This window comes from Maribacter sp. 1_MG-2023 (genome assembly GCF_030547005.1).
Classification (GTDB): domain Bacteria; phylum Bacteroidota; class Bacteroidia; order Flavobacteriales; family Flavobacteriaceae; genus Maribacter.
This window is the reverse complement of the sequence record NZ_JAUOPN010000022.1, coordinates 22,358-48,394: the sequence shown is the minus strand read 5'-3', so window position 1 is coordinate 48,394 and position 26,037 is coordinate 22,358. Positions and strand designations below refer to the sequence as shown.

Here is a 26,037-nt window from a genome sequence, read left to right as displayed (position 1 = left end):
ATTCTTCATCAAATCTGACCTAAATAATAATTATTTATCGAATTTAGAGGTGTCCTAAGAAGGGGAAGCCTACAGTAGAAAGGAGTATGGCGCTTTAATCTCCCGCTTTTAGGATCACGGAAAGAAAAATAGACATACCAGCGTTTTATAAATCGCCGCTGGCAGAATATATCTTCGGGTCTGAAAAATTTATTTTTACAGACAAATCGTATACACTTTCGTATTCACTGGTAACTGACTGCTTAAAATTAGGTACAAAAAAACGGTTTAGTTTTCACTAAACCGTTTTCTTTAAATACTTTAAACTTAGTAGCGGGGACTGGACTCGAACCAGCGACCTTCGGGTTATGAGCCCGACGAGCTACCTACTGCTCTACCCCGCGATATGGGTTTTTATCTCACTTGTCTTGCGACTTCAGGTCATTAAGCTGACGAGATAAAGGTGCGCTACTATTTGTAACGGGCTGCAAATATACAACACATTTTCTCTATATTCAAAACTTATTTAAATAATATTTTTTAAGAGCATTATCTTTTAAAAAACATTAAATCCATAACTTCGGTTTTTTACAATTCTATGGATACAATTAACGACTTTATAGCCAGCGCACTACCGTATACAGAGTGGCCAATGTTCCTTTTATTAATAGGAGGCGGACTCTTTCTTGTTTTTTATTCAAAATTAATGCCGTACCGTTTTTTTGGTCATGCAATCGCAATTACTGCGGGTAAATATGATAATAAAGACTCAAAAGGAGATGTGAGTTCTTTTCAGGCCTTATCGGCAGCGGTTGCCGCTACGGTTGGGTTAGGGAATATCTCTGGTGTTGCCATTGCAATACATGATGGTGGTCCGGGGGTGGTTTTCTGGATCTGGATGACCGCTTTAATAGGTATGTGCATAAAATTTTACTCTTGTAGTTTGGCGATTATGTATCGAGGAACAGATTCGGATGGTAATTTACAAGGCGGGCCAATGTATTACATCACCAAAGGATTAGGTGAAAAAGCTCGACCGTTAGCTATATTTTTTGCTGTTTGTGGTCTATTTGGATTTTTAGGGGTTTTTACCGCAAATCAATTTACCGAGACATTTATGAGTGTAGTTAAGCCATCATCTACATTATTTGAAATGAGTGAAGTAAATTGGAAATGGACGATAGGTATTGTTTTAGCTGTCATAACTTCTTTGGTAATTTTTGGAGGTTTAAAAAATATAGCTAAAGTAGCATCTGCTATCGTACCTTTTATGGTGGCTGTATATTTAATTGCGGTAATAGTAGTAATGGCACTGAATTCTGAACAAATACTACCAGCCTTAAAAATGATAATTACAGAAGCCTGGAATTTTAAATCGCTGGCAACTGGTGGATTTTGGGGTCTTGTTATTATCGGAGTGCGTAGAGCGATGTTTTCTAATGAGGCAGGTTTAGGTAGTGCACCAATGTATCATGGGCAATCTAAAAATGATGAACCTATTCGCGAAGGCTTGGTGGCTATGTTAGGTCCGTTTATCGATACCATATTAGTATGTACGTTTACGGCAATCGTTATCATATTAAGTGGAGCTTATTTAGAAGATTCTAGTGGAATCGTAATGACTTTGTCTGCATTTGAAAGAACATTGTTTGGTTGGGGAGATGTATTGTTAATGGTGATCGTAACTGCTTTTGCATTATCTACCTTATTTACCTATTCTTATTACGGTGTAAAATCATTATCGTTCTTGACAAATGCCAAAATAGGTAAGTTTTACAACTGGTATTTTGTAATTATGATAGTCTTTGCGGCAGTAGCATCATTAGAGTTGGTGAAGAATTTAATTGATTTGTCTTATGCACTAATGGTGATACCCAATATGATTGCCGTACTTTTGTTGGCTCCAAAGGTAAATGTGGAATTGAAGAAATATATATTAAAGTATAAGGATGGCAGATCATAAGGCAGGCTTCGTAAATATTATTGGTAATCCTAACGTTGGTAAATCAACGTTGATGAATGCTTTTGTGGGTGAAAAATTATCCATAATAACATCAAAGGCGCAAACAACGAGGCACCGTATTTTAGGTATTGTAAATGGTGATGATTTCCAAATGATTTTGTCAGATACTCCTGGAATTATTAAACCGGCATATCAACTTCAAAGTAGTATGATGGATTTTGTAAAATCTGCCTTTGAAGATGCTGATGTACTTCTGTACATGGTTGAAATAGGAGAGAAGGCATTGAAAGATGAAGCGTTCTTTGAGAAAATAAAGAATAGTAAGATTCCTGTTTTATTACTTTTGAATAAAGTAGATACCGCTACACAAGAGTTGTTAGAAGAGCAAGTTCAGTATTGGCAAGAAATGTTGCCAAGTGTAGAGTTGCATCCTATTTCTGCATTGTCTAATTTTAATGTAAAAGGTGTTTTTGAGCGCATTATAGAATTGTTACCGATGTCACCTGCATATTACCCTAAGGATCAATTAACAGATAAGCCAGAACGTTTCTTTGTAAATGAGACCATCCGCGAGAAAATCCTATTGAATTATAAAAAGGAAATTCCGTATGCAGTTGAGATTGAGACCGAAGAGTTTTTTGAAGATGAAGATATCATTCGCATGCGTGCAGTAATAATGGTAGAGCGCGATTCTCAAAAAGGTATTATTATTGGTCATAAAGGTTCGGCTTTAAAGAAAGTAGGGGTAGAAGCTAGAAAAGACTTGGAGAAATTCTTCGGCAAACAAGTCCATATAGAATTATATGTAAAAGTGAATAAAAACTGGCGTAGCAATGCACGTCAACTGAAGCGTTTTGGATATAATAAGTAGTCAAAACGATAATTTTATATATAGCTAAGGTAATCAGGCAACTATTGTTTGGATTATACTACCTTTGCGGCAAATTTAAGCTATGGGTGCTATTGTTGCCATTGTAGGGAGACCTAATGTAGGAAAATCAACATTTTTTAATAGATTAATTCAAAGACGTGAGGCTATTGTTGATGCCGTTAGCGGTGTTACTCGTGATCGCCATTATGGTAAGAGTGATTGGAACGGTAAAGAGTTTTCAATTATTGATACCGGCGGGTACGTTGTTGGTAGTGATGATGTTTTCGAAAAGGAAATCGATAAGCAGGTAGAATTAGCAATTGAAGAAGCTGATGCAATCATCTTTATGGTTGATGTCGAGACTGGGGTAACCGGTATGGATGAAGATGTAGCTAAATTATTAAGACGCGTTAAAAAACCTGTTTTTTTGGCGGTCAATAAAGTAGATAATGCTAAGAGGGCAGAAGATGCTGTTGAATTCTACTCGTTAGGTTTAGGTGAATATTACACGCTATCTAGTATTAATGGAGGTGGTACTGGTGAGTTGCTGGATGATTTGGTTGAGAAATTACCAGATGTTATTGAAGAAAAAAGTGAATTGCCAAGATTTGCAGTAGTTGGTAGACCTAACGCTGGTAAGTCATCTTTTATCAATGCCCTAATAGGTGAAGATCGATATATCGTTACCGATATAGCTGGTACAACTAGAGATAGTATTGATACCAAGTATAATAGATTCGGATTTGAATTTAATCTTGTAGATACAGCAGGTATTCGTCGTAAGGCGAAGGTGAAGGAAGATTTAGAATTTTATTCTGTAATGCGCTCGGTAAGAGCTATTGAGCATTGCGATGTGTGTATTTTGTTATTAGATGCCACAAGAGGTTTTGATGGTCAGGTAGAGAATATCTTCTGGTTGGCTCAAAGAAATCATAAGGGGATAGTTATTCTTGTGAATAAGTGGGATCTAGTAGAAGAAAAAGAAACTAATACTATAAAGCATTACACAGATAAAATAAAAAAGGCAATAGAGCCTTTTACAGATGTTCCAATCCTTTTTGTGTCTGTACTTACCAAACAACGTATTTTTAAAGCTATAGAAACTGCGGTTGAGGTTTATAATAAACGTAACAAAAAGATTGTTACCCGTAAGTTCAATGAAACCATGTTGCCGATAATTGAAAATTATCCGCCACCTGCGTATAAAGGTAAATTTGTTAAAATTAAATTCTGTACACAATTACCGACTCCGTATCCGCAGTTTGCATTCTTCTGTAACCTGCCTCAATATGTGCGTGAGCCTTACAAGCGTTATTTGGAGAATAAAATTCGTGAAGAATATGATTTCTCTGGTGTGCCTATCACTGTGTTTATGAGAAAGAAGTAGGTTCCTTTGGAATTCAGTTAATCAGGTTTAAGAATATACTCTGATCATCAGGTAGAGAAACAAGAAATGGTCAAATATTTTGCGCTGCGGAATTATTTGACCATTTTTTTTAAGTTGTTAACCAACAACCCACCCCTAGCCCCTCCCAGGAGGGGAACAGCTTCTGACTTGAATTATTCATTTTAGATAAAGCAGGTTAAGTGATACTTGTAGAAACATTGCTCCCAACACTCAATGATCTCAAAACAAAAAAAGTAATCTTCCCCTCTCGGGAGGGGACAAAGGGGTGGGTATTACGATGGTGAATATTGTAATAAACTCACAAACAAGAGCCCACCCCTAGCCTCTCCCAGGAGGGGAACAGATTCTGACTTGAATTATTCATTTTAGATAAAGCAGGTTAAGTGATACTTGTAGAAACATTGCTCTCAGCACTCAACAATCTCAAAATAAAAAAAGGTAATCTTCCCCTCTCGGGAGGGGACAAAGGGGTGGGTATTACGATGATGAAGATTGTAATAAACTCACAAACAAGAACCCACCCCTAGCTCCTGCCAAGAGAGGAACGGTTTCTAACTTGAATTAAATATTTTAGGTAAAAGAAATGAAATAACTCTTCTGGTAACAAAACTACCACCCCCCAGAAGCACCGCCACCGCCAAAGCCGCCACCGCCGAAGCCTCCTCCGAATCCGCCACCGCCAAAGCTTCCGCCTCCGCCGCTACCGAATCCGCCACTAGAACCGCTTGAGCGACCCATGTTGCTGAGAATAATCATATCCCACGGACTAAGACCGCCACGTCTTCTGCCGCCATTACTATCATTGTCGTCATTTTTTCGACTCCAAAGAATAAAAAGGATTACTGCAAATATGATAAATGGTAAAAGAGATGAAAATGGAGTGCCACTATTATCACCAAAAGTTCTGTCTTCCTGAAATTCACCGGTTAAAACTTGAAAAATAACATCAGACCCTTTGTCTAGACCTCCGTAATAATCCCCGACTCTAAATTCAGGGAGAATTATATTTTCAATGATTCGTTTAGAAAGAGCATCAGTTAAAGAGCCTTCCACTCCGTATCCGGTACTAATAGCTACCTTTCTGTCGTTTTCTGCTAGAATAATGAGAATACCATTGTCCTTTCCTTCCTGCCCAATACCCCATTTTTGACCCCAATTTGCACCTAGGTAATTAATGTTTTCTCCGTTAGTACTAGCAATAATAGTAACTACAATTTGTGTAGAAGTACTGTCGGAATAACGAACCAGTTTTTGACTTAAAGCCACTTTTTGCTTATCGGTTAGAAGATTGGTGTAATCGTAAACACTGGTTTCTAATGCCGGTTTTTCAGGTATTTCAAACTGGCTCCATGACGGAGTGCACCAAAGAAAAAGAATTGCAAGGCTAACCTTTAGATATCTCATTGCTTAATTCGTTGGTGTCATCTGATTGCCAAGGAAAATGACTATTTAATTCTTCACCGGCTTTTAATACTCCAGCAACGAGACCGTCTTTAAACGCTCCTTTTTCAAAATGTGTTTGGATGCTATTTTTAGTAGTTTGCCAAAAGTCTTTAGGTACCACGTTGTCGATACCTTTATCACCACAGATAATAAATTTTTTGTCAGTTACGGCTACATAGATCAAGACTCCGTTTTCTTGTTTAGTGTTATCCATTTTCAATAAATGGAAAACCTCCTTAGCACGCTCGTAATGATTTTTACGGGTGTGAGCTTCAATATGTACTCTAATTTCGCCAGAAGTATTCTTTTCTGCCTTAAGAATAGCCTCTACTACCTCTTGCTCTTCTGTTGCCGATAAAAAATCTTCTACTCTTGACATATATTATTAATCAAAATCAAAATCTACGTCTGGTGCATTTTCAGAACCTGAATCTGCTTTGTAGTAAGCAAGTTCTCCAAAGTTGAATATGCCTGCTAAAATAGAATTTGGAAATTTTTTAATGTGCAGGTTGTAAGGCTCAACAGTAGCGTTGAATCTATCTCTTGCTACATTAATTCTGTTCTCTGTACCTTCTAATTGCGATTGTAGCTCTAGAAAGTTCTGATTAGATTTTAAGTCAGGATAGCGTTCTACGGTTACCAATAATTTGCTCAATGCACCACTCAATCCGCTTTGAGCTTGGTTAAATTGAGCTAATTGCTCTGGTGTAATATTGGTAGGGTCAATGCTAACCGAGGTTGCTTTTGCTCTAGCTTCGATGACATCTGTTAATGTACCTCTTTCAAAATCTGCAGCACCTTGTACTGTTTTAACAAGATTCCCGATTAAGTCATTTCTGCGTTGGTAAGCACTTTCTACGTTTGCCCAAGTCTTTGTAGATGTTTCTTTTAAGGCGACAGCAGTGTTGTTGAAACCAACTCCCCACTGGTATAGTCCGAATGCTATGACAGCAATGACGATTAATGCAATTAGTCCTTTTTTCATAATGGTTGTGTTATAATTGGTCTTTAATTTTATTTAATTCTGCTTTTACGCGTTCAAGCTTTTGAATAATATCAAAATTAGAAAGTGTTTTTTGTTTTTCTTCTTTTAAGTGAGTTTTGGCGCCATCGAGAGTAAAACCTCTTTCTTTGACCAAATGATATATTAATTGAAGATTTTTAATGTCTTGGGGGGTGAATTTTCTATTTCCCTTTGCATTTTTTTTCGGCTGAAGCACATCGAATTCTTTCTCCCAAAAACGAATTAGTGAAGCATTTACGCCGAAGGCACGGGCGACCTCGCCAATACCATAATATCTTTTTTCAGGGAGTTCTATCTGCATTAATCCAGTGATTGGTTTTCTTGATTAGCGAATTTTAACATGTTCTCGAATTCTTCTGGCGATAAACTACCATAGTAGAAATTCATAGGGTTGATTCTATCCTTATCTTTCCATACTTCATAATGAAGGTGTGGCGCTTCTGATCTTCCAGTGCTTCCTACGAAACCTATTAAATCGCCCCGTTTTACTTTTTGTCCTTTCTTAACATTGTATTGGCTTAAGTGAGCGTATAGACTCAAATATCCATATCCATGTTCAATACGAATATGTTTTCCGTATCCAGATGAGTTATTGTCGGCTCTAGTAATTTTGCCATCACCTGCCGCATATATCGGTGTGCCTTTAGGAGCGGTAAAATCCATACCGTAATGCATTTTTCTAGCCTTGGTAAAAGGATCTGAACGCCAGCCATAACCAGAAGCCATACGTTTTAGGTCTTCATTATTAATAGGCTGAATAGCCGGTATCGACATTAGTAATTTTTCTTTTTCTTCAGCCAGCTTCGTAATCTCATCTAAAGATTTAGATTGAATGGCCATTTGCTTTTTAATGATATCTAGTCTCTTTGTAGTAGAAACGATCATTTCAGAATTATTAAAACCTTCTAATGATTTATATCGGTTTATACCACCAAAACCAGCTTTACGCTGCTCGTCTGGTATTGGGTTAGCTTCAAAATATAGACGGTAAATATTGTTGTCACGGTCTTCGATATTACCTAGAACCTCTTCAATTTGTTCCATTTTCTTGTTCAAAAGCTCGTACTGTAGTTCATAATTTTTGACTTCACGAGATAAAGAAAGTTCCCTTGGTGTATTGACTAAGTTGGTGTTAAGTAGAAGAATAAGTGCTAAAAAACCAAAAATGCATGACCCCAAAATAAAGAAGGCTATATTTCTATAACGTTTAGATTTTTCGGGTTCTATTTTTCGGTACGACAGCGTGTCTGGGTCGTAATAGTATTTTACCTTAGACATGAATGTTATTTATCCTATTTTTGTTTTTTCAATTATTAGGGAACAAACAAATATAAAGATAGTTTTATATAAACCGTTAAAATTTGTAAAAGCTTAGCATTTTAGATGAATTCCAAAGATACAAGAACTCAATTTCTGAATTTTTTCAAAGGTAAAGAACACAAAATCGTGCCTTCTGCACCAATGGTCATTAAAGATGATCCGACCCTGCTTTTTACAAATGCGGGCATGAACCAGTTTAAAGAATACTTTTTAGGTATAAGTCAACCTAAAAGTTCTAGAGTGGTAGATACTCAAAAATGTTTACGTGTAAGCGGTAAGCATAACGATTTAGAAGAGGTTGGTAAAGATACCTATCACCATACCATGTTCGAGATGTTAGGTAATTGGAGTTTCGGCGATTATTTTAAAGAGGAAGCCATTACATGGGCATGGGAGCTGTTGACCGAGGTTCTTAAAATTGATAAAGACAGTTTATATGTTTCTGTTTTTGAAGGAAGTAAAGATGTAGATAAATTAGAATTAGATACTGAAGCTTTTGAGCTTTGGAAAAGTATTGTGCCTGAAGATAGAATTATCATGGGTAACAAGAAGGATAACTTTTGGGAAATGGGTGATCAAGGTCCGTGCGGACCATGTTCAGAGATTCATGTAGATATTCGTTCTAAGGAAGAAAAAGCAAAAGTTTCGGGAGCAAGTTTGGTAAATCAAGATCACCCGCAGGTGGTAGAAATTTGGAACCTTGTATTCATGCAATACAACCGTAAAGCAGATGGGTCGTTAGAAAGTTTACCGGCGAAGCATGTAGATACCGGTATGGGTTTTGAGCGTTTGTGTATGGTTTTACAGGGAGTAAAGAGTAATTACGATACAGATATATTTACACCATTAATTCGCGAAATAGAAACGATTACTGATTCCGATTACGGTAAAAATGAAGAAGTTGATGTCGCTATTCGTGTTATCAGTGATCATATACGTGCCGTAGCATTTTCGATTGCAGATGGTCAGTTGCCAAGTAATACCGGCGCAGGTTATGTAATCAGAAGAATATTGAGAAGAGCTGTACGTTACGGCTTCACATTTTTGAATACCAAAGAACCCTTTATGTTCCGTTTGGTAAATGTGTTGACAGATTCTTTAGGAGATGCATACCCAGAATTAAAAAATCAAAAGCAATTAATTGAAAACGTAATTAAAGAAGAAGAGCATTCTTTCTTAAAAACGTTAGATCAAGGATTGTTGCTATTAGATACAATTATAAAAAATACGAAAGGAAAAACTGTCGATGGTAGAAAAGCTTTTGAATTGTACGATACTTTCGGCTTCCCTATAGATTTAACTGCTTTGATTCTTAGTGAAAAAGGGTATCAGTTAGATGAAGCTGGTTTTGATGAAGCAATGCAGCAGCAGAAGAATAGATCAAAGTCTGCATCTGTAGTTTCAAAAGAAGACTGGGAAGTTTTACAGGATGATAACGAACAAGAGTTCGTTGGTTATGATATGCTTGATGTTGAGGTAAAGATTACTAAATATCGTAAAGTAGTTTCTAAAAAGGACGGAACCCAATTTCAGTTAGTATTCAATCTGACTCCGTTTTACGCAGAAGGTGGTGGTCAAGTAGGTGATAAAGGGTATTTAGAGGATACACATGGCGATGTCGTATACATTACCGATACCAAAAAAGAAAATAACGAAATCATACACTTTGCTAAAAACCTACCAAAACACATTGACGAGAGTTTTAAGGCGGTTGTAGATAAAAAACAACGCGGTAGAACCGAAGCGAACCATACGGCTACACATTTATTGCATCAGGCTTTAAGAGAGGTATTAGGTACTCATGTAGAGCAAAAAGGTTCATCGGTACATTCTAAATACTTACGATTCGATTTTTCGCATTTTTCTAAAATGACACAAGAAGAATTGCAAGAAGTAGAGAGTTTTGTAAACGCCCGTATCGACGGGCATTTACAACTTCAGGAAGAAAGAAATGTACCAATGAAATCTGCAATTGCAGATGGTGCCATGGCACTGTTCGGTGAAAAATATGGCGATGCGGTAAGAACAATACGTTTCGGTCAGTCAATAGAATTATGTGGTGGTACACATGTCAAGAACACGGGCGAAATCTGGCAATTTAAAATTAAGTCAGAAGGTGCCGTAGCTGCAGGTATAAGAAGAATTGAGGCAATTACAGGCGACGCAGTTAAAGATTTGCATTTAGATAATGATAAGTTATTGTCGAAAATAAAAGTTGTTCTGGGTAACACCCAAGATCCTATAAAATCGGTTTCAAGTCTTCAAGATGAAAATAACAGTCTTAAAAAGCAAGTAGCCGAATTATTGAAAGACAAAGCGAAGAACTTAAAAGGAGATTTGCTATCAGAACTTAAAGAGGTAAACGGAGTTCAATTTCTAGCAAAAAAGATAGATTTAGATGCTGCCGGTATAAAAGACTTAAGTTTTGAAATTGGTGCTAATAAAGATAATTTGTTTTTGCTGTTCGGTACAGAGCAGAATGGTAAAGCATTATTATCATGTTATGTATCTAAAGAATTAGTGGCTTCTAAGAATTTGAATGCAGGTACTATTGTTCGCGAACTTGGTAAGTATATACAAGGTGGCGGTGGTGGTCAACCCTTCTTTGCAACTGCAGGTGGTAAGAATCCGGCAGGTATAGAAGAGGCATTGGCGAAGGCTGAAAGCTATTTGGGGTAAGTTCTAAAGAGACATAAAATACAATAATCATGGTTAAATGTGGTTCTATATCAACCAATTAAACATTTAATCATGAAGAATTATTTTTTATTATTACTGACGTTCATAAGTTTCTCAGGCTTTTCACAAGTCTCTTTTGGTGCACGCCATGTAGGTAAGCCATCAGATTTAAAACCTAAAGCTTTAGAAGAATTTAAAGCATCAACAACCATTTTTGTCTTATCAGATGTTATTGACGCCGACAAATACGCTAAAATTTTAGAGGAAACTTGGACAGTGACCCCTTATAAAATAGTTCCTCAAAGTGAATATGATTTACAAGAGTATTATAATAAAAATTACTCTATAGCAGAACTTGTTGGGTTCAAGCGTTCTAAAACTACCAAAATGGGTAGTGTTGTGCATTCATTGCATACCTATATTAATATCGGATTGTATGATGCTGAAACCATAGATGAAAAGTTGTCTAAGGTTAAAGCGAAAAAAGAGAAGAAAAGAGAAGAAAAGATTAATGAGATCTTCAGAAATAATAAAAAGCCGATAGCTAAAATTTATCTTTTTCCAACATCAGATTTTGTAAATACTGCTCTTTCTGAAGAGAAGGAAGTTATTGTAGAAGAAATGTATACTGAAAACGTTTTCTTTAATTATTCAACAGGATTTCTGAAAAATTACTTTCAACAAACAAACGATCTTATAGACAAAGGTGAAACATATTGGATGTATGAGAAAGATCATGATCCTAAAAAGATTGCAGGTTTGACTACTTCTAAATTATATGTGCCAAACTATATCACGCAAAGAACAAATGCTTTTACCGCAGAAATTTCTGATGGTGAAGATAAAGAAGTCGAGAAACTTTTTAGTAAATATGATTATGACTATGAGTTTATTTCTACCGAAGATTTAGACAAAGCAATTGAGGAAAATAAAGAATTCTATTATTTGCGTTATGCGAGAGCCAATGCAGAACGGTTTTTACAGGTAGTGAATTCAAAAACAGGAGAAGTGGTTTATAGAGAATATATCACCGGGTTAAGTTATAATTTAAAAGCTAAAAATTTGGGAGAACTAAGTGATGTAATAGCTAAATCTGCAAAGAAATTGGCAAAGTAGTATCATTTAAAATGATATTCTTTGCAGAAATTTAAGATGCTAAAATCTGAAATCGGATTTAGCATCTTAAATTATTAAAACTATCTTCAGAAAATATTATCCTAACTTTACTAGACTAAATTGAAGTTCCCATATGATTAGATAGGTTTATGAAAAAATATATCATCTTATTATTACTGTTTATCTGGAGTTGTAATCTTTCGAATAAAAATAAAGATGTTGTAAAAAGTACTCAAAATTTAGAGTCAGAAGTCTTAACTGGTATAGACTCAATGCATATTAGGGAGTATGTTGAAAAATCTTTTCAAACTCCGTTACATTCTCTAGAGCATCAGAAGTATTTAGATTCTGCACTTACAATAGATCCGGCAAATGCTTGGCTTTGGCAGCAAAAAGCAATGCCGTTATATAAAGCTAGAAAGTATCAATTAGGTAGGCCATTTTTAGAAAAGGCAGTTCAACACGATCCAGAAAAATATTTAGATTATAGTGGTTTTATGAGATGTATTTTCTCAAAAGACTACCTAAAATCGATATCTGAATTTATGCGGGTCAAAAAAGAGTACGGTGATGGTTATGTAATGGATCATACTTATAACTTTTATATTGGGTTAGATTACCTTCAATTAAACCAATTCTCTAAAGCTAAAGAGTTCTTGTTATTAAGTAAAGAGCAGCAATTTAAAGATTTCCCTGAGGATTCGCCACAAGAAGCCTGTCATTACTTAGATTGGTATTATTTGGGAATCGCAGATTTTGAGCTAGGTAATTATAAGGAGGCAATTGTATCTTTTGATATGTCGTTAATGGGTTACGATAATTTTGCCGATGCACTTTATTTTAAGGGAAGAAGTATGACGAAGTTGGGAAATGAAGAAGGAGCGGAGTGGGAGAAAAAAGCTTTTGAAAACGCAGATAACACTATTAATGAAGATAATGCTATTTATGAAATTTACCCGTATCAATTGTTTCATAAGTTAAATGAGAATGTAAGACCTAAATGAATCTTTTAACCAAAATACCATTATCGAAATCGAAAAATCCGATTGACTATTCAGGTCAGTTGTTGCTTTTGGGTTCCTGTTTTTCTGAGAATATTGGAGCAAAATTAGAATACTATAAATTTCAGGGTTTACAGAATCCGTTTGGGATATTGTTTCATCCCTTGGCAATTGAAAAACTGATTCAAAAGTCCGTTCATCAAGAGTTAATTACTGAAAAAGATGTGTTTAATGAGAATGAGCAATGGCATAGTTTCGATGCGCATTCTTGCCTAAGTAATCGGTCCAAAGAAAAAATTATTACAGATATAAATGATGCTGTAGAAAGTACTTCAGCTCAAGTAAAAAAAGCCAGCCATATTATCATCACTTTAGGTACAGCGTGGGTGTATCGAAATACATCTAGTAATCAGGTTGTCGCAAATTGCCATAAAGTACCACAATCCAATTTTACGAAAGAATTGTTAAGTGTTGATGAGGTAGCCGAAAGTTTAAAACGAATTATTGCCTTGGTACAGTCTGTAAATCCTTCAGCCCAATTTATTTTCACTGTTTCTCCTGTTCGGCATTTGAAAGACGGTTTTGTAGAAAATCAATTAAGCAAATCGCACTTGATTTCTGCTATTCATAAAGTTTTAGAGGAGAATATAATCTCATATTTCCCTAGTTATGAACTAATGATGGATGAGCTTCGAGATTATCGTTTTTATGCTAAAGATATGGTTCACCCAAATGAAGTGGCAATAGATTATATCTGGGAAAGATTTATTGAGGTATGGATTGATGATACTACTGCCCAAATGAGAAAGGTTGATGAGGTTCAGCGAGGTTTGCAACATAGAGCTTTTAATCCTGAAGGAGATGCTCATCAAAATTTTTTAAAATCGTTAGCGCAGAAAATTGCGCTTATAAAGCAGGAATATCCGTTTATGGATTTTAATATTTAAAAGGCATGAGAAAATTTGTAGCAGGCGTTTTAATCACCTTGGCATTAGTTTTCATTGTTCGTTCTTGTCAAGATAATAAAGAAGATAAATCTATTTTAGAAGAAAATTCTAGGCTCATTCAGCAAGAAATTACCAATGTTTCTAAATTAGTGGTAACAGAGGGGCATTTTGCTGAGGTCTATAATTATAAAGACTCAAAAGAACTTTTTGGTCCGTTGTTACGAGCAGAGAAAGAGGCATTAGTAGTTGTAAATGCAGATGTAACCGTCGCTTATGATTTAAGTAAGATTGATTTTGAAATTGACGAGGCAACCAAAACGGTAAAGATCAAAAGCATACCAGATGCAGAAATTAATCTGAATCCAGATTTTGAATATTACGACGTAACCGCAGATTACCTGAACCAGTTTGATGCTGCAGATTATAACAAAATAAAGAAAACAGTGAAGGCTTCTTTAATGAAAAAGGTAGAAGCTTCTGCGTTGCGTACCAATGCTGAAAATAGGCTTATTGGCGAATTGCAGAAATTCTATATTCTCACCAATTCTATGGGTTGGAGATTGACGTATCAAGAACAAACCATTGAATCTTTAGATGGCTTACAACTTCTTAAACCTTAGATTTTATAGCTGCCAATTCTAATCCGTCATCAATTAATTGCCCAAGGTTAGGTTGATCTAGCTTAATGTTTTCAAGATGTGCTTTTATTTTCTCTGGTAGTATTTTTTCATTACTTAAAATTGCCAGTTCATAAATTTCAATCAGCAATAGCCAGTCTTTCGGATATTTTTCTTGTATTACTTCAAAAACCTTTGTTCTAGAGATAATGGTGTTGTTGCCTTCTCTAAAATCGCGAATAAGTTTATAGTACGATTCGAGTTCACTTAAACCTACTAGGTCGTTATTTTGGCTACCGGTACTTAGCGAATGGTCTAGAAGGTCAAAACTCTTTAAATCTGCAGGACCATGGTAAGCAGAAACAATTTCTTCACCAATAGCCATGTTATATAATTCTTCGTTAGATTCAAAAAGTGTAAACCCTTTATGTGTCACTTTACAATTCTCGAAGGTGATTAGAATTATACGACCCAGAAGATTACGCGTACCGGTTATAATTTTACCGGTAACATTAATACCACCTGTAAAATCTAATGAAATAATTTCTCCTTCATAGATTTTATATGCTTTAAGATCTCTTGGACTCATATCTTCAATAGGAATGTTAATTCCTTTAAGTCTACCAATAGGGGAGCCAAAACCAGTTTCATGCTGATTGACATCTTGCCCAACCAATTCTTTTTCTCGGTATGCCAGAGCAGATTTCCCTTTCGTTTGAAAGTAAATAGGTTTGCCTTCATGAGAAATCAATGATTCGAAATTACCAGATACTTGTAAGCCAGTGGTTAATTCGATTGTACCTAATTCTTTAGAGTCGATAAGTTTCTGTAAACCTGAGAGTCCGCCCCTTCGTAATGCCATAGTATTGGCAAAGTCTTCTAATACCTGGCTTAAAAATGCAAAATCTGGAGTTACGAATAGTTGCGGTTGTTTTTTGGTAATATCAAAAGAGGTCTTTGCCGCTTCAATAGAGTAAGGTAGTTTTTTGACATTATCTGTCATGCACCACTGACTTTCACCAATAGAAGATAAAAGTCCTGCGCCATATATTTTAGGGTCCTCTAGAGTGCCTATGAGCCCGTATTCAACCGTCCACCAATGCAGGTTTCTAATGAAAGCCATTTCACTAGGATTGCCCATATTATCTTGAAGAAATTCTATATGCTTCTCAGATTTTTCAATTTCTTCTATAGGCGTGCCTTTGGCTTCTTTAATAATCGAAAGATGGCGTACCGCTTCGTACAGTTCAAAATCTTTAGCACTAGATATTGCTTTGCATCCTATTTCACCAAAACGTCTTAAATAAGCAGCATATTCGGGGTTGGCAATAATGGGGGCATGCCCGGCACCTTCGTGAATAATATCTGGAGCAGGGGTGTAAGCAATATTTTCTAACTGGCGAATGTCTGACGCGATTACCAGCACATTATATGCTTGAAACTCCATGAAAGCAGCGGGTGGTATAAATCCGTCTACGGCAACAGCAGCCCAACCTAAATCCTTCAGAATACGGTTCATACCGTACATATTGGGGATGTTGTCAATTGAAATACCTGTTTTACGTAACCCTTCAGAATAAGATTTATGTGCAACCTTACTAAGGTAATCTACATTCTTGCGCATTACATAGCGCCACACAGCCTGATTGATAGGCGTATAGTCCTCGTAGTTTTGAGGCTTTATGTATTGTCGTAAGTGCTTAGGAAGCTTATCTAAAATAGGATTGCTTTCATATTCAGAAGTATTCATACGCTTAGTTTTCAATTATTGAGTCCCAATATTTCTATTAAATATATCATTTACAGTCCAATTAATTGTTAATATTATTTAAATTAGGAAATATGACTTTTGAATAGTATTATTAAAGGAATAAGTTCTTTTTAGATGTAGCTTATAATCATAAAACAGGAAAAAGTTATGACAGAGAAATTAGATGATATAGATAGAGCCATATTAAAAATATTACAGAAAGATGCCAAGACGGTGGCAAAGTCCATAGCAGAACAATTGGGACTGACTAAAACTCCCGTTTATGAGCGCATTAAAAAATTAGAGCAAGATGGGTTTATCAAGAACTATGTAGCTATCTTAAATAAAGATAAAATTGAAGAAAGTATTACGGTCTTTAGCTTTGTGTCATTAGAGACTCAAAAAGGTGCTATGATGGATGATTTTTTTGAGCAGGTGATGAAATACCCAGAAGTGGTAGAGTGTTTTGTTGTGGGTGGTGAATTTGATTTTCTATTAAAAGTAATTGTAAAAAACCTTGATGCCTATTATAATTTCGCCAAGTTTAAAATAGCTTCGTTACCAAGTATTGGCGGAGTTAAAAGTGCATTCGTTTTAAATGAAGTAAAAAATGATACTCATTTTCCATTACTATAAATAAAAAGGGGTTGTAGATGAACACATCTACAACCCCTTTTAAACAGTAAACATTTGTTATTTCATTGCAACATTGCTAGGTGGGTATTGCTCTAAAATCTTAGAAACAAATTCTCTAATGCGTTCTTCTTTTTTGGCGATGTTCTTGGTGTTAGAAAGTGTGCCTACACCTTTTCCTTGCCATACTAATTCGCTTGTTTTATTATCGATAAGGTCAATGTAAAGAGATCCTTGTGTGCTTGTACTTACACTAGTACCGCCACCCCAGCCATAACCAGGTCCCCATGAGTAAGGGCTGTAACCCCAGCCCCAGGCGCCGCCCCAACCATAGTTGTTATTGTAAACATCAACTCTTTCTTGTTCTTTAGTAAAAATACTTACCAATATATCTGGCGTTTCAGACTTTACAAAGCCCCTAGAGCTCATTTCAGTTTCAATAGCCCTTAGAATTCGTTTTTTATCCAAATCAGAAATTTGTGCTTTATCAATACCTGTTTTAAAGAAGGCGTAAGATTTGTAACCGTTAAAATCTGCTTTTTGATCATAATCGGAAAGTACACTAACTGATGAGCAAGAAGTAATAAAAACTAAAAGTAGTAGCGGTAAGCCAAGTAATTTGATGTTTTTCATAACGTTATATTTTTTAAGTACTCAATTTTCTATTAAATTAATTACAAATATCATGCCGAGGTATGTTAAAACTTATTGCATGTTTGTTTTTGGGTCATAGCCATAAGGGCAATGTCTGCAGCCGCTTTCACAACAATATCCTCGTTTAAGGTGAAATTGTTTTGTGAAGACTCTAAATCCATTTTCAGACCAATAAAAATCACCTTCCTCTATGGGTATTATCTCTTTCATGTAACCGACGCCTTTTAATAGTATAAAGTTACTTCTTTCTGTTGATAACCTAAAGCCAAGTTGTTTAGAAGATAGGTATAAAAGCGCTTAAGCCATAAAATGGCCATTGAACGGTTTTGTTGGCAACAAAAACTAGTAATTTTCTGACAACCTAATTTTGGCTTTATCTTTGTAATAGTATCACCAAAGTAAATCTATGATATTGGTTTTTAGACATTTCTTCTATAAAAATTATGTGGGGCTTTCACTATGGCCCTTTATATTTTTAAAAAATGGAAGTTTAAAAAATGATGATGTACTCATAAATCATGAGAAAATACATTTACGTCAGCAACAAGAATTATTGATTCTTCCTTTTTACTTTTTCTATTTGGTTGAATGGGTAATTCGTGCCATTTGCTATTTAGATACGTATAAGGCGTACCAAAATATAAGTTTTGAACGTGAGGCTTATATCCATGAAAATGATATGGATTATCTAGCGAATCGCAGAACGTTCAGCTTTATTAAATATCTTTGGCGTTAAATTCGCCCTACTTGCAAAGCATCAATCAACTTGTTGAATATCCGTTATTAGCAGAAAAGCAAGTTACTCTTGTTATTAAACGCGAAGATTTACTGCATCCTTTCATTTCTGGTAATAAGTACAGAAAGCTCAAATACAATTTACTGGCTGCTAAAGCAGATAATCAAAATACCATATTAACTTTTGGAGGAGCATATTCAAACCATATTGCGGCTACGGCTTATGCGGCAAAAGAAAAAGGTTTTGATGCGATAGGAATTATACGTGGCGAAGAGCTTGAACATTCTTGGCAAACAAACACTACATTAAAGAAGGCGTATGACGATGGAATGCGTTTTAAATTCATAAGTAGAAGCGATTATCGAGAAAAAGAATCTGCCGCATTTATTGAAGATTTAAAAATTGAGTTTGGTGATTTTTATTTAGTACCAGAAGGTGGTACAAATAGTTTGGCCATAAAAGGTTGCGAAGAAATTATTACCAAAGATGATGAAGAATTTGCTGTTGTTTGCAGTAGCGTAGGTACAGGAGGTACAGTATCCGGATTAATAAATGCATCTTTTCCAAATCAGAACGTTTTGGGTTTTTCGACATTGAAAGGTGATTTTTTGAAAGATGAAATTGATAAATTGATCAATAATAAACGTTGGCAACTATTGACCGATTATCACTTTGGGGGTTACGCAAAAACATCCGAAGAACTAATTCTATTTATAAATGAGTTTAAAGAAAAAACAGGTATTCCTTTAGATCCAATTTATACCGGAAAAATGATTTTTGGGTTGTTCGATATGATAAAGCGCGATATTTTTGTGCCTGGAACAAAAATTTTAGCAATACATACAGGTGGTTTGCAAGGTATTGCTGGCATGAATAGTGTACTGAAAAAGAAAAATTTACCTTTGTTGCATATATGAAAAAGATAATTTTATTGGTTTTGTTAATAGGTATTGGTTTATCGTCCTGTAAATCTAAAAAAAGATACTCAGACCAATTACGCACGAAAAACGTTCAAAACGAACATAGAAAATCAACTACAGATATTTCTAAAAAAGAAGCAAATGCAAGTCTGCCTGCAGAGCCATCTAAATTTGTTAGGTTCAATATTGATTCTCCGTCCGAATACATAAGCACATTTGCAGAGACCGCTCAATTAGAGATGATGGGGTATGGTATACCTGCGAGTATTACCTTGGCACAAGGGCTTTTAGAAAGTGGTAACGGAAAAGGAGAATTGGCAATGAAAACCAATAATCACTTTGGTATAAAATGTCATAAAGGTTGGGAAGGTGATTATGATTTTCATGATGATGACGAAAAGGGAGAGTGCTTTAGAAAATATAACCACCCTATGTATTCTTTTAGAGATCATAGTATTTTCTTGACGACAAGGTCCAGATATGCATTTCTTTTTAATTTAAGACATACCGATTATAAAGGTTGGGCAAGGGGCTTAAGAAAGGCAGGTTATGCAACGGATCCAAGATATCCACAAAAGCTTATCTATTTAATAGAAAAGTACGATTTGCATGAATATGATAAACATGCCAGAAAAGTCAATTATAACAATACAGCGGTAGTCACAACAGATTCTAATAACATACATACGGTACAAAAAGGTGATACCTTATATTCATTATCAAGAAAGTACTATATGAGTGTCGATGAACTGATGAAGTTGAATAATTTGCGAAGTGCAGATTTGTCTATTGGGCAGCCTATTAAAGTCAAATAATAGTAAAATTTATTAAGAGAATGATTTATCAAAGAAGTAGCGCCCTGTTTGCAGAGGCAAAAAAATATATACCTGGCGGAGTAAATTCACCAGTACGCGCATTTAAAGCTGTTGGTGGTGATCCAATTTTTGTAAAAAAAGCCAAAGGAGCTTATTTGTATGATGAGGATGGTAATAAATTAATTGATTACATAGCATCTTGGGGGCCGTTAATTTTAGGTCATGCCTATGAGCCTGTAATCAACGCTGTTGTAGAAAAGGCACAGAACGGTACTTCATTTGGTATGCCTACTGAAATAGAAACAGAGCTTGCGAAACTGGCTATTTCTATGGTGCCTAATATGGATAAAATTAGGTTTGTGAACAGCGGTACAGAAGCTTGTATGAGTGCAGTTCGTTTGGCAAGGGGATTTACAGGTAAGGATAAGATTATAAAATTCGCAGGCTGCTACCACGGTCACTCAGATTCGTTTTTGATTCAAGCGGGTAGTGGTGCGGTTACTTTTGGTAGTCCTAATAGCCCTGGTGTTACCCAAGGTACAGCAAAAGACACTTTGTTGGCAGATTATAATGATTTAGCCGGAGTGAAAGAATTGGTAGCGGCAAATAAAGGAGAATTAGCTGCTATCATCATTGAACCAATTGCCGGTAATATGGGTTGTATTGTACCTTCGAATGCTTTTATGAAAGGGCTACGTGATATTTGTACCCAAGAGGGAATTCTATTGATTTTCGATGAGGTAATGACCGGATTTCGTTTAGCGAAAGGTGGAGCCCAAGAAGTACTGAATATAAAGGCTGATATCGTTACTTATGGTAAAGTAATCGGAGGTGGATTACCAGTAGGTGCCTTTGCGGCAAGAACAGAAATAATGGATTTTCTTGCTCCAGATGGTCCAGTTTATCAAGCTGGTACCTTAAGTGGAAATCCGTTGGCCATGAGCGCAGGTTTGGCTATGTTGACCGAATTGAACAACAACTCTGAAGTATTTAAAAGTCTGGCTGATAAGGCAGAATACCTACATAAAGGCATTGCAACAGTGTTGATCGAGAAAAAGGTAGCTCATCAAATTAACCGTTATGGCAGTATGATATCTGTACATTTTACTGATGAGCCAGTTGTTGATTTTGCCTCTTCCGCTAAGGGTAATAATGAAACGTTCAAGAAATACTTTCATGGTATGTTAGAACGCGGTATTTACTTGCCACCAAGTGCTTTTGAAAGTTATTTTTTAAATGATGCTTTAAGTTATGAAGATTTAGATGCTACTATAAATGCGTTGAAAGAAATAGAATTTTAGTGTAAGTATATTAAATGTAATATATAAAAAAGAGCCCTCATATGAGGGCTCTTTTAATTTGAGTTAGTTATTTTTTTATTTAAAGTTATACTGAATACCTAACTGAACAGCATTCGAGAAAAACTGGTCAATAGTAAAGTAAGAGTAGTTTAGATTAATAGTGGTGAAGTTTTTAATTCTATATGATAGTTCACCTTCATAGCGTTGAAAGCTATCTTCATCTTGTTCTGCAAAAAGAGAGAAATCGCTCTTTAGGTTAAAATCAGAATTATCATTGCCAAGTTGAAATTGCAATCCGCCGCCGGCAAAAAGTCTGTCTTCTGTTAGCCAATATGGAAATCCGTTTCTTCTATCTTCAGAGCCAACACCGTAAGCACCTTCAACTAACGGTCCTAGTTTAAATTTATCTAAATTCAATAGGTTATATTCTACTCGCGTACCACCAATGGCATAATATTGACTATCGGTATAATAATCGGCTTTTACATAGAATTCATGGTTTAAGTTAGATGAGTATTCAAACTCTTGTGCCGCTTTCACTTGTATATCGTAAATGTTTAAATCATAACCAGGGCCAGTTGTAACCGGGTGTGCGTTTAGTGCTAAAGAAGATTTGCTGGTATCACCGATAAAATCTATACCAGATTTAAAATGGAAGAATACTTTATTAAAGTTATCCATCTCAACTCTTGCTCCAACATAAAACGGGCTTTTTTGGTCAGATTCTTTTTTATAGACATATTCTATACCTAATAAATCTCTACCAACATCATTAGGTACAATCGTATCTTTTAAAATGGTATATGCCGTACCTTGAACAATAGAGAATTGGTGAAAATCTAAATTCTTATTATAAAAACCAAAGTGAAATGCATTATTGAAAAGTGTAGGGTTAAACTTATCTGCTATAGCCGTTGAGGTAAGCCCAATGGAATGACCTTTCTTTTTTCGAGATTCAATTTCTGATTTTTTTACGATGGCATCATCCATTAACATTTTGAACTTGCTTATGTACAAAGATTGCTTTTCTTCAGATGTTGCTTTTACTTCATTGTTAAATGCAATTTTAAAATCGGAATCAATTTTGGCTGGTGGTATGTTTACTGCAATTTCACCGGCACTATTTATATCGCCTTTTAATAATAAGATTTTAGCCATGTGGTTCATGGTGTTATAATCTCTAGGATTTTTCTCTATATGCTTAGCATACACTTTCTTTAAGTATCTGCCATTAGCAAATTCTAAGTTCCAGTCTAGCAATTTAGCTACAGGTACAGTATTTGTACAAGTGCTCCAATCCAAAGCTTTTTGATATTGAGTATAATCTGCAAATAGAAATGCTATGTTTTTAGATACTCTTATTAGGTCAGGTCTACATGTTTCAATTTCTCTTAACTCTGTAACCGCTTTGTCTGGGTCATTAACCAATAAGTATCTTACATAATATTCAAAATCTGTAAATTTCTTACTTTCTATAGTTCTAGTTTTTTCTTTCCATTCTTTAACGGTTTCTGGAGAAATATTACCACATTTTTGCCATTGCTCTGCTCTTTCAAAATTAAGTTTGTCTGCATAGACTTGACTAATTGATGTAGCTAAATCTCTATTTAAAATACTACATGGTTCAATGTCATCTAGTTTTGATAGAAGGTTTTCATTATTAGAGTTTACTAGAAATTCGTAATACGTCAACTTGTTCTCTTCCGTTGGCTCTATTGTGTAAAGAACTTCTAAAACCTGTTCAATAATTTCAGTGTTATCGTCAGTATTGAAATTCTTATAGTATTCTTTTAAAATAGTTACATCATTTTGTGCCCATTCCATTTGTCTCTCCATCCACATTTTTTTAACGGCAGGTGAGGGGTAATTACTTACGGTGCTTATATCTCTAGAAAAATCAGCATATGAGCTAGAAGGATTTTTTAAATACAATCCATTTAACTGAGACCAAAGTTGCTCGGTTTTACCTTGTGACTCCATCCCTTCGGCATAGGTGACAATCTGTTGAGCGTTGATGAATTTGTTATCCTTAAATAACTTCTCCATTAAATTTGTTGCCTCTTCTGTTTTTTCCTCAACAATCAACCTATCGATTTTTTGTTTCAACGGAACCATAGTTTGCTTACTCTTATTATAAGATTTATAATCGCTTTTTGTGTTAGTGATTAAAGTAGAGGTATTACCTATAAGAGTTCTTATTTCTGGGCGAATATCTGGTACGCTTATATTAGGCGATTTTGTTTTTATACTATAAAGAAAGCCGTTCAATAAGGGAATGGAAGAAAATTCTGCTTGATCAAGAGACAGTGATTCATGTACTTTAACATTGTTGTTTTCTTCAACATACATAAGCCAATAAGAATCCTTTTTTTCATCGGTATTTAAAGAGCTGGAAACTTCATACTGCCCTTCGTAACTTAAATGGCGAATACTTTGGTAACGCCAGTTCATTGCTGCCTCTGTAGACTGTTTGGCAGTTAGATACTTCATGTATGGGTGTCTTTTTTTGTAATCAACAATGTGCTTTTTTAATTCACCAATAGCATTTGTTGTACTACCTATCTTTAAAATATCTTTAGTATGTAAAACATGAGACCAAATACCGGTATATAAGTATGTAGATTCTATTGCCCATTGTTCTTTTTGTGATATGGTATAGCCGCTACTTAAGCGAGGGTAATCAAAAAATCTGTTATTTAAAGGGTCAGGGTCAAATTCTCTATTGCCACCTTCATATACATCTCCTAAGAAAGAAGTGTGTAAAAAGTTTAAACTAGGAAATCCTTTCTTTAGAGCTATAAGGCCTAGACTGTCTATTTGATTATCTGGAGCAACGTATGAACTAGGTAGTGTTTTTGATACATCATCTTCCCACTTTTCTCTAGATGCTTTGGCATTGTCTAAAATGAGGTCCGTGTCTTTCCATAATTTTTTAGATAGGGGAAGGTCGTTATAACCACGAAAACCAAGCTCATGACCTCTATTGGTAAATTCATTTGTAAGCCACTTATTAGTACCACTTTCATTTTTACCGTCTAGCAAACCTGTTTGGTCCCAACTTTTAAAAGTGGGGTCGCCGTTATTTTTCTCGTTGGCATTAAAAGTTACGTAAGCAGAGTATTTAATATCTTCTTCTTGTGCAAGTGCTTTCATTTTTGGCCACCAGTCAGCCTTTAACATTTCAGATTTGCTGATACCTTGTTGTACGTTGATTGCTTTTCCATTATCATTATACATGGACGAAGGAAAATCATCAAGAAATAATGTTCCAATATTTGCAATAGGGTAAGGAATACCTTCTAGACCTAATAAACTTGCGGAAAATAGTAGACCTCTCATTTCTTTTTTAAGAATTTGAGATGAGTTGTACAGAATCACTTTTCCGTTACCAATTCTATTTTCAATTAACACCGGATAATCTTGGTTGTTTTGTGCGGCGACTAAAACATTGATGTTACTAGAAAAATTAGAGCTGTCAAAGCCAAGATGAACCGTTTTGTTATCAAAACCACGCCCTTGCATACCAGGAAAAAGAGCTTTATTGAAGAAAAGACCAGAAGCCTCTCTGTTTGTACTCCAGTCAGCATCAGGTGTCATTCCAAAAAAGTAAGACATACGTCCATCTTTGGCTGCTTTTGTAATTAGTAACGTACCACCTTTAGAGACGAACTTTAAAAGGCTATCTATGGCAATGGTACTTAGACCGGCAGTTTCATGTACTGTTACAACCCTTGTAGTTGGTGCAATATTAAGTTTCTCGTTAAATTGGTTTACCCACAAAGTTTTATGGGCAATTTTAGAATAGTCAAAAGCCTTTGCTAAATTCTCGGTTTCAAGAATAGCGCTATAATTTGTAGGCTCAATTAAAAACTGAACAAGAGGTTCTTCAGTACTTTTTTCCGGAATATTAAATTTGTTGTTAGACTTGTATAGTTCTTGTTGACAACTGGTCAATAAACTAAAGGCTATAAGAAGTGATAAATAACCTAATTTTTTTGCTATCATGGTTTGGTGTCTTGAAATTCAAAAAAGAGACCAATGGTTCAAACTTAAACTAGTCTCGTATTTGAACAAACTAAGTACCTTAATAATAGCGCTATCATAAAATTTATTGGTTAAGTATTCAAATTCATCCATGAATGAATCATTTATGTGGTTAATGCTGTGTTTTATTAGGATTGATGTAAAATGGGTAATCGATTAAATGCAAAAAAGACCTGCTAAAAGCAAGTCTTTTTTTAATCTTTATTATCAAAAACCTATTGTTTAGAAGAGCGTTTTTCTTTTTTGTCACCACGATTTTTTCCTTTACCACGCATTTTTTTTCTAGCATCCATCTTTACCCACTTCTCGTATTGATCCGTATTAAGAATAGATTTCATTTGCTCTTTACGTGCAATTTGATGATCTAATCGCTCATTTTGCATAGCGTATTTTTCATCTGTAGTCAAAACTTTTTTACCATCTTCTTTATTAGCTTTTCGCTCTTCCATTTTTGCTTTTCTAGCAGTAGCATCTTCGGTAAGAATAGTTTTTACTTTAGCTTGTTGCGATTCATTTAAATCTAATGCCAAGGTCATTTTTTTTGTTTTCAGCGTAGCTACTTGTTCAGGAGATAAATCCTTCATGTCGCCTCTTTTACCTTTCATGTTATGATCTTGTGCAGTTGCTGAAATTGTCGCCATTACTAAAATGGCCATTATTATTTTTTTCATGTTTATTATTTTTATTATTTGCTTCTTTGACATGAATATTTCAAAAAGGTTTAAAGTGGAATCTCTTTTTAGTAAAAGTTTAACGGCTAGATAGAGTGCTTAAAATAAAAAAGCGCGGCTGTAGGTAGCCGCGCTTTTAAGTAGG

23 protein-coding genes and 1 tRNA gene are annotated in these 26,037 nt (G+C 35.3%); 13 read left to right on the top strand and 11 right to left on the bottom strand.

Features of this window, described 5'->3' with window-relative positions; genetic code table 11:
- Positions 1-310: 310 nt before the first annotated feature.
- Positions 311-383 (bottom strand) — tRNA-Met (locus Q4500_RS17725).
- A 194-nt stretch (positions 384-577) separates the two neighbouring features.
- Here Q4500_RS17725 and Q4500_RS17720 point away from each other — a divergent pair.
- From Q4500_RS17720 to der, 3 genes are all read left to right on the top strand, one after another.
- Positions 578-1,942 carry a sodium:alanine symporter family protein gene (locus Q4500_RS17720; protein ID WP_299323156.1) on the top strand — a complete coding sequence of 455 codons (1,365 nt, stop codon included), beginning with the start codon at positions 578-580 and terminating at the stop codon, positions 1,940-1,942.
- Positions 1,929-2,813: a GTPase Era gene (gene era, locus Q4500_RS17715; protein WP_303600908.1), complete on the top strand. Its 885-nt coding sequence runs from the start codon at positions 1,929-1,931 to the stop codon at positions 2,811-2,813. Before Q4500_RS17720 ends, era begins: the two co-directional genes overlap by 14 nt.
- Positions 2,814-2,895: 82 nt before the next feature.
- On the top strand, positions 2,896-4,200 hold the full coding sequence (gene der / locus Q4500_RS17710) for a ribosome biogenesis GTPase Der (protein ID WP_303600907.1): 1,305 nt from the start codon (positions 2,896-2,898) through the stop codon (positions 4,198-4,200).
- A gap of 630 nt (positions 4,201-4,830) precedes the next feature.
- On the opposite strand, the gene Q4500_RS17705 is transcribed toward der, so the two are convergent.
- From Q4500_RS17705 to Q4500_RS17685, 5 genes are read right to left on the bottom strand one after another with little or no spacing between them, the layout of a single operon-like run.
- On the bottom strand, positions 4,831-5,625 hold the full coding sequence (locus Q4500_RS17705) for a YgcG family protein (protein ID WP_303600906.1): 795 nt from the start codon (positions 5,623-5,625) through the stop codon (positions 4,831-4,833).
- Positions 5,606-6,043 (bottom strand): TPM domain-containing protein, encoded by a 438-nt coding sequence (locus Q4500_RS17700; RefSeq protein WP_303600905.1) that lies wholly within the window; start codon positions 6,041-6,043, stop codon positions 5,606-5,608. Before Q4500_RS17700 ends, Q4500_RS17705 begins: the two co-directional genes overlap by 20 nt.
- A 6-nt stretch (positions 6,044-6,049) precedes the next feature.
- Entirely contained in the window at positions 6,050-6,649 is a 600-nt protein-coding gene (locus Q4500_RS17695) for a LemA family protein (RefSeq protein WP_073240363.1), read from the bottom strand.
- A gap of 10 nt (positions 6,650-6,659) precedes the next feature.
- Entirely contained in the window at positions 6,660-6,989 is a 330-nt protein-coding gene (locus tag Q4500_RS17690; RefSeq protein WP_027066328.1) for a MerR family transcriptional regulator, read from the bottom strand.
- A complete protein-coding gene (locus tag Q4500_RS17685) occupies positions 6,989-7,966 on the bottom strand; it encodes a M23 family metallopeptidase (protein ID WP_303600904.1) in 978 nt (325 codons plus the stop codon). Before Q4500_RS17685 ends, Q4500_RS17690 begins: the two co-directional genes overlap by 1 nt.
- 105 nt (positions 7,967-8,071) lie before the next feature.
- Here Q4500_RS17685 and alaS point away from each other — a divergent pair, with 105 nt between their 5' ends.
- The 5 genes from alaS (at position 8,072) to Q4500_RS17660 (ending at position 14,371) form a co-directional block, all read left to right on the top strand.
- A complete protein-coding gene (alaS, locus tag Q4500_RS17680; protein ID WP_303600903.1) occupies positions 8,072-10,687 on the top strand; it encodes an alanine--tRNA ligase in 2,616 nt (871 codons plus the stop codon).
- A 72-nt stretch (positions 10,688-10,759) separates the two neighbouring features.
- Entirely contained in the window at positions 10,760-11,803 is a 1,044-nt protein-coding gene (locus tag Q4500_RS17675; protein ID WP_303600902.1) for a hypothetical protein, read from the top strand.
- 149 nt (positions 11,804-11,952) lie between these two features.
- Positions 11,953-12,807, top strand: a complete 855-nt coding sequence (locus Q4500_RS17670) for a tetratricopeptide repeat protein (protein ID WP_303600901.1) — start codon at positions 11,953-11,955, stop codon at positions 12,805-12,807.
- Positions 12,804-13,751 (top strand): GSCFA domain-containing protein, encoded by a 948-nt coding sequence (locus Q4500_RS17665; protein ID WP_303600900.1) that lies wholly within the window; start codon positions 12,804-12,806, stop codon positions 13,749-13,751. The genes Q4500_RS17670 and Q4500_RS17665 overlap by 4 nt, the downstream gene beginning before the upstream one ends.
- Before the next feature lie 5 nt (positions 13,752-13,756).
- The gene (locus tag Q4500_RS17660) at positions 13,757-14,371 is read left to right on the top strand and encodes a DUF4230 domain-containing protein (RefSeq protein WP_303600899.1); all 615 of its coding nucleotides are present in this window, start codon (positions 13,757-13,759) and stop codon (positions 14,369-14,371) included.
- Here Q4500_RS17660 and Q4500_RS17655 read toward each other — a convergent pair.
- Positions 14,361-16,118 (bottom strand): aromatic amino acid hydroxylase, encoded by a 1,758-nt coding sequence (locus tag Q4500_RS17655; protein ID WP_303600898.1) that lies wholly within the window; start codon positions 16,116-16,118, stop codon positions 14,361-14,363. The genes Q4500_RS17660 and Q4500_RS17655 overlap by 11 nt on opposite strands.
- Positions 16,119-16,286: 168 nt before the next feature.
- Here Q4500_RS17655 and Q4500_RS17650 point away from each other — a divergent pair, with 168 nt between their 5' ends.
- Positions 16,287-16,754 carry an Lrp/AsnC family transcriptional regulator gene (locus Q4500_RS17650; protein ID WP_303600897.1) on the top strand — a complete coding sequence of 156 codons (468 nt, stop codon included), beginning with the start codon at positions 16,287-16,289 and terminating at the stop codon, positions 16,752-16,754.
- Positions 16,755-16,811: 57 nt separating this feature from the next.
- On the opposite strand, the gene Q4500_RS17645 is transcribed toward Q4500_RS17650, so the two are convergent.
- Positions 16,812-17,384 carry a DUF4136 domain-containing protein gene (locus Q4500_RS17645; RefSeq protein WP_303600896.1) on the bottom strand — a complete coding sequence of 191 codons (573 nt, stop codon included), beginning with the start codon at positions 17,382-17,384 and terminating at the stop codon, positions 16,812-16,814.
- Between the two features lie 72 nt (positions 17,385-17,456).
- The gene (locus Q4500_RS17640; protein ID WP_166638585.1) at positions 17,457-17,615 is read right to left on the bottom strand and encodes a DUF5522 domain-containing protein; all 159 of its coding nucleotides are present in this window, start codon (positions 17,613-17,615) and stop codon (positions 17,457-17,459) included.
- A 196-nt stretch (positions 17,616-17,811) separates the two neighbouring features.
- On the opposite strand from Q4500_RS17640, the gene Q4500_RS17635 reads away from it, so the two are divergent.
- The 4 genes from Q4500_RS17635 to hemL are packed head-to-tail and all read left to right on the top strand — an operon-like array spanning position 17,812 to position 21,177.
- Positions 17,812-18,141: a hypothetical protein gene (locus tag Q4500_RS17635; protein ID WP_303600895.1), complete on the top strand. Its 330-nt coding sequence runs from the start codon at positions 17,812-17,814 to the stop codon at positions 18,139-18,141.
- An 11-nt stretch (positions 18,142-18,152) separates the two neighbouring features.
- Positions 18,153-19,058, top strand: coding sequence for a 1-aminocyclopropane-1-carboxylate deaminase/D-cysteine desulfhydrase (locus Q4500_RS17630; RefSeq protein WP_303600894.1), 906 nt, complete (start codon positions 18,153-18,155; stop codon positions 19,056-19,058).
- Positions 19,055-19,876, top strand: a complete 822-nt coding sequence (locus Q4500_RS17625; RefSeq protein ID WP_303600893.1) for a glucosaminidase domain-containing protein — start codon at positions 19,055-19,057, stop codon at positions 19,874-19,876. Before Q4500_RS17630 ends, Q4500_RS17625 begins: the two co-directional genes overlap by 4 nt.
- A gap of 20 nt (positions 19,877-19,896) precedes the next feature.
- Positions 19,897-21,177, top strand: a complete 1,281-nt coding sequence (gene hemL, locus Q4500_RS17620; RefSeq protein WP_303600892.1) for a glutamate-1-semialdehyde 2,1-aminomutase — start codon at positions 19,897-19,899, stop codon at positions 21,175-21,177.
- 75 nt (positions 21,178-21,252) lie between these two features.
- On the opposite strand, the gene Q4500_RS17615 is transcribed toward hemL, so the two are convergent.
- Together Q4500_RS17615 and Q4500_RS17610 are read right to left on the bottom strand one after the other, a co-directional pair.
- Positions 21,253-25,182: a DUF2194 domain-containing protein gene (locus Q4500_RS17615; RefSeq protein WP_303600891.1), complete on the bottom strand. Its 3,930-nt coding sequence runs from the start codon at positions 25,180-25,182 to the stop codon at positions 21,253-21,255.
- 254 nt (positions 25,183-25,436) lie between these two features.
- Positions 25,437-25,892: a hypothetical protein gene (locus Q4500_RS17610; protein ID WP_303600890.1), complete on the bottom strand. Its 456-nt coding sequence runs from the start codon at positions 25,890-25,892 to the stop codon at positions 25,437-25,439.
- Positions 25,893-26,037 lie beyond the last annotated feature (145 nt).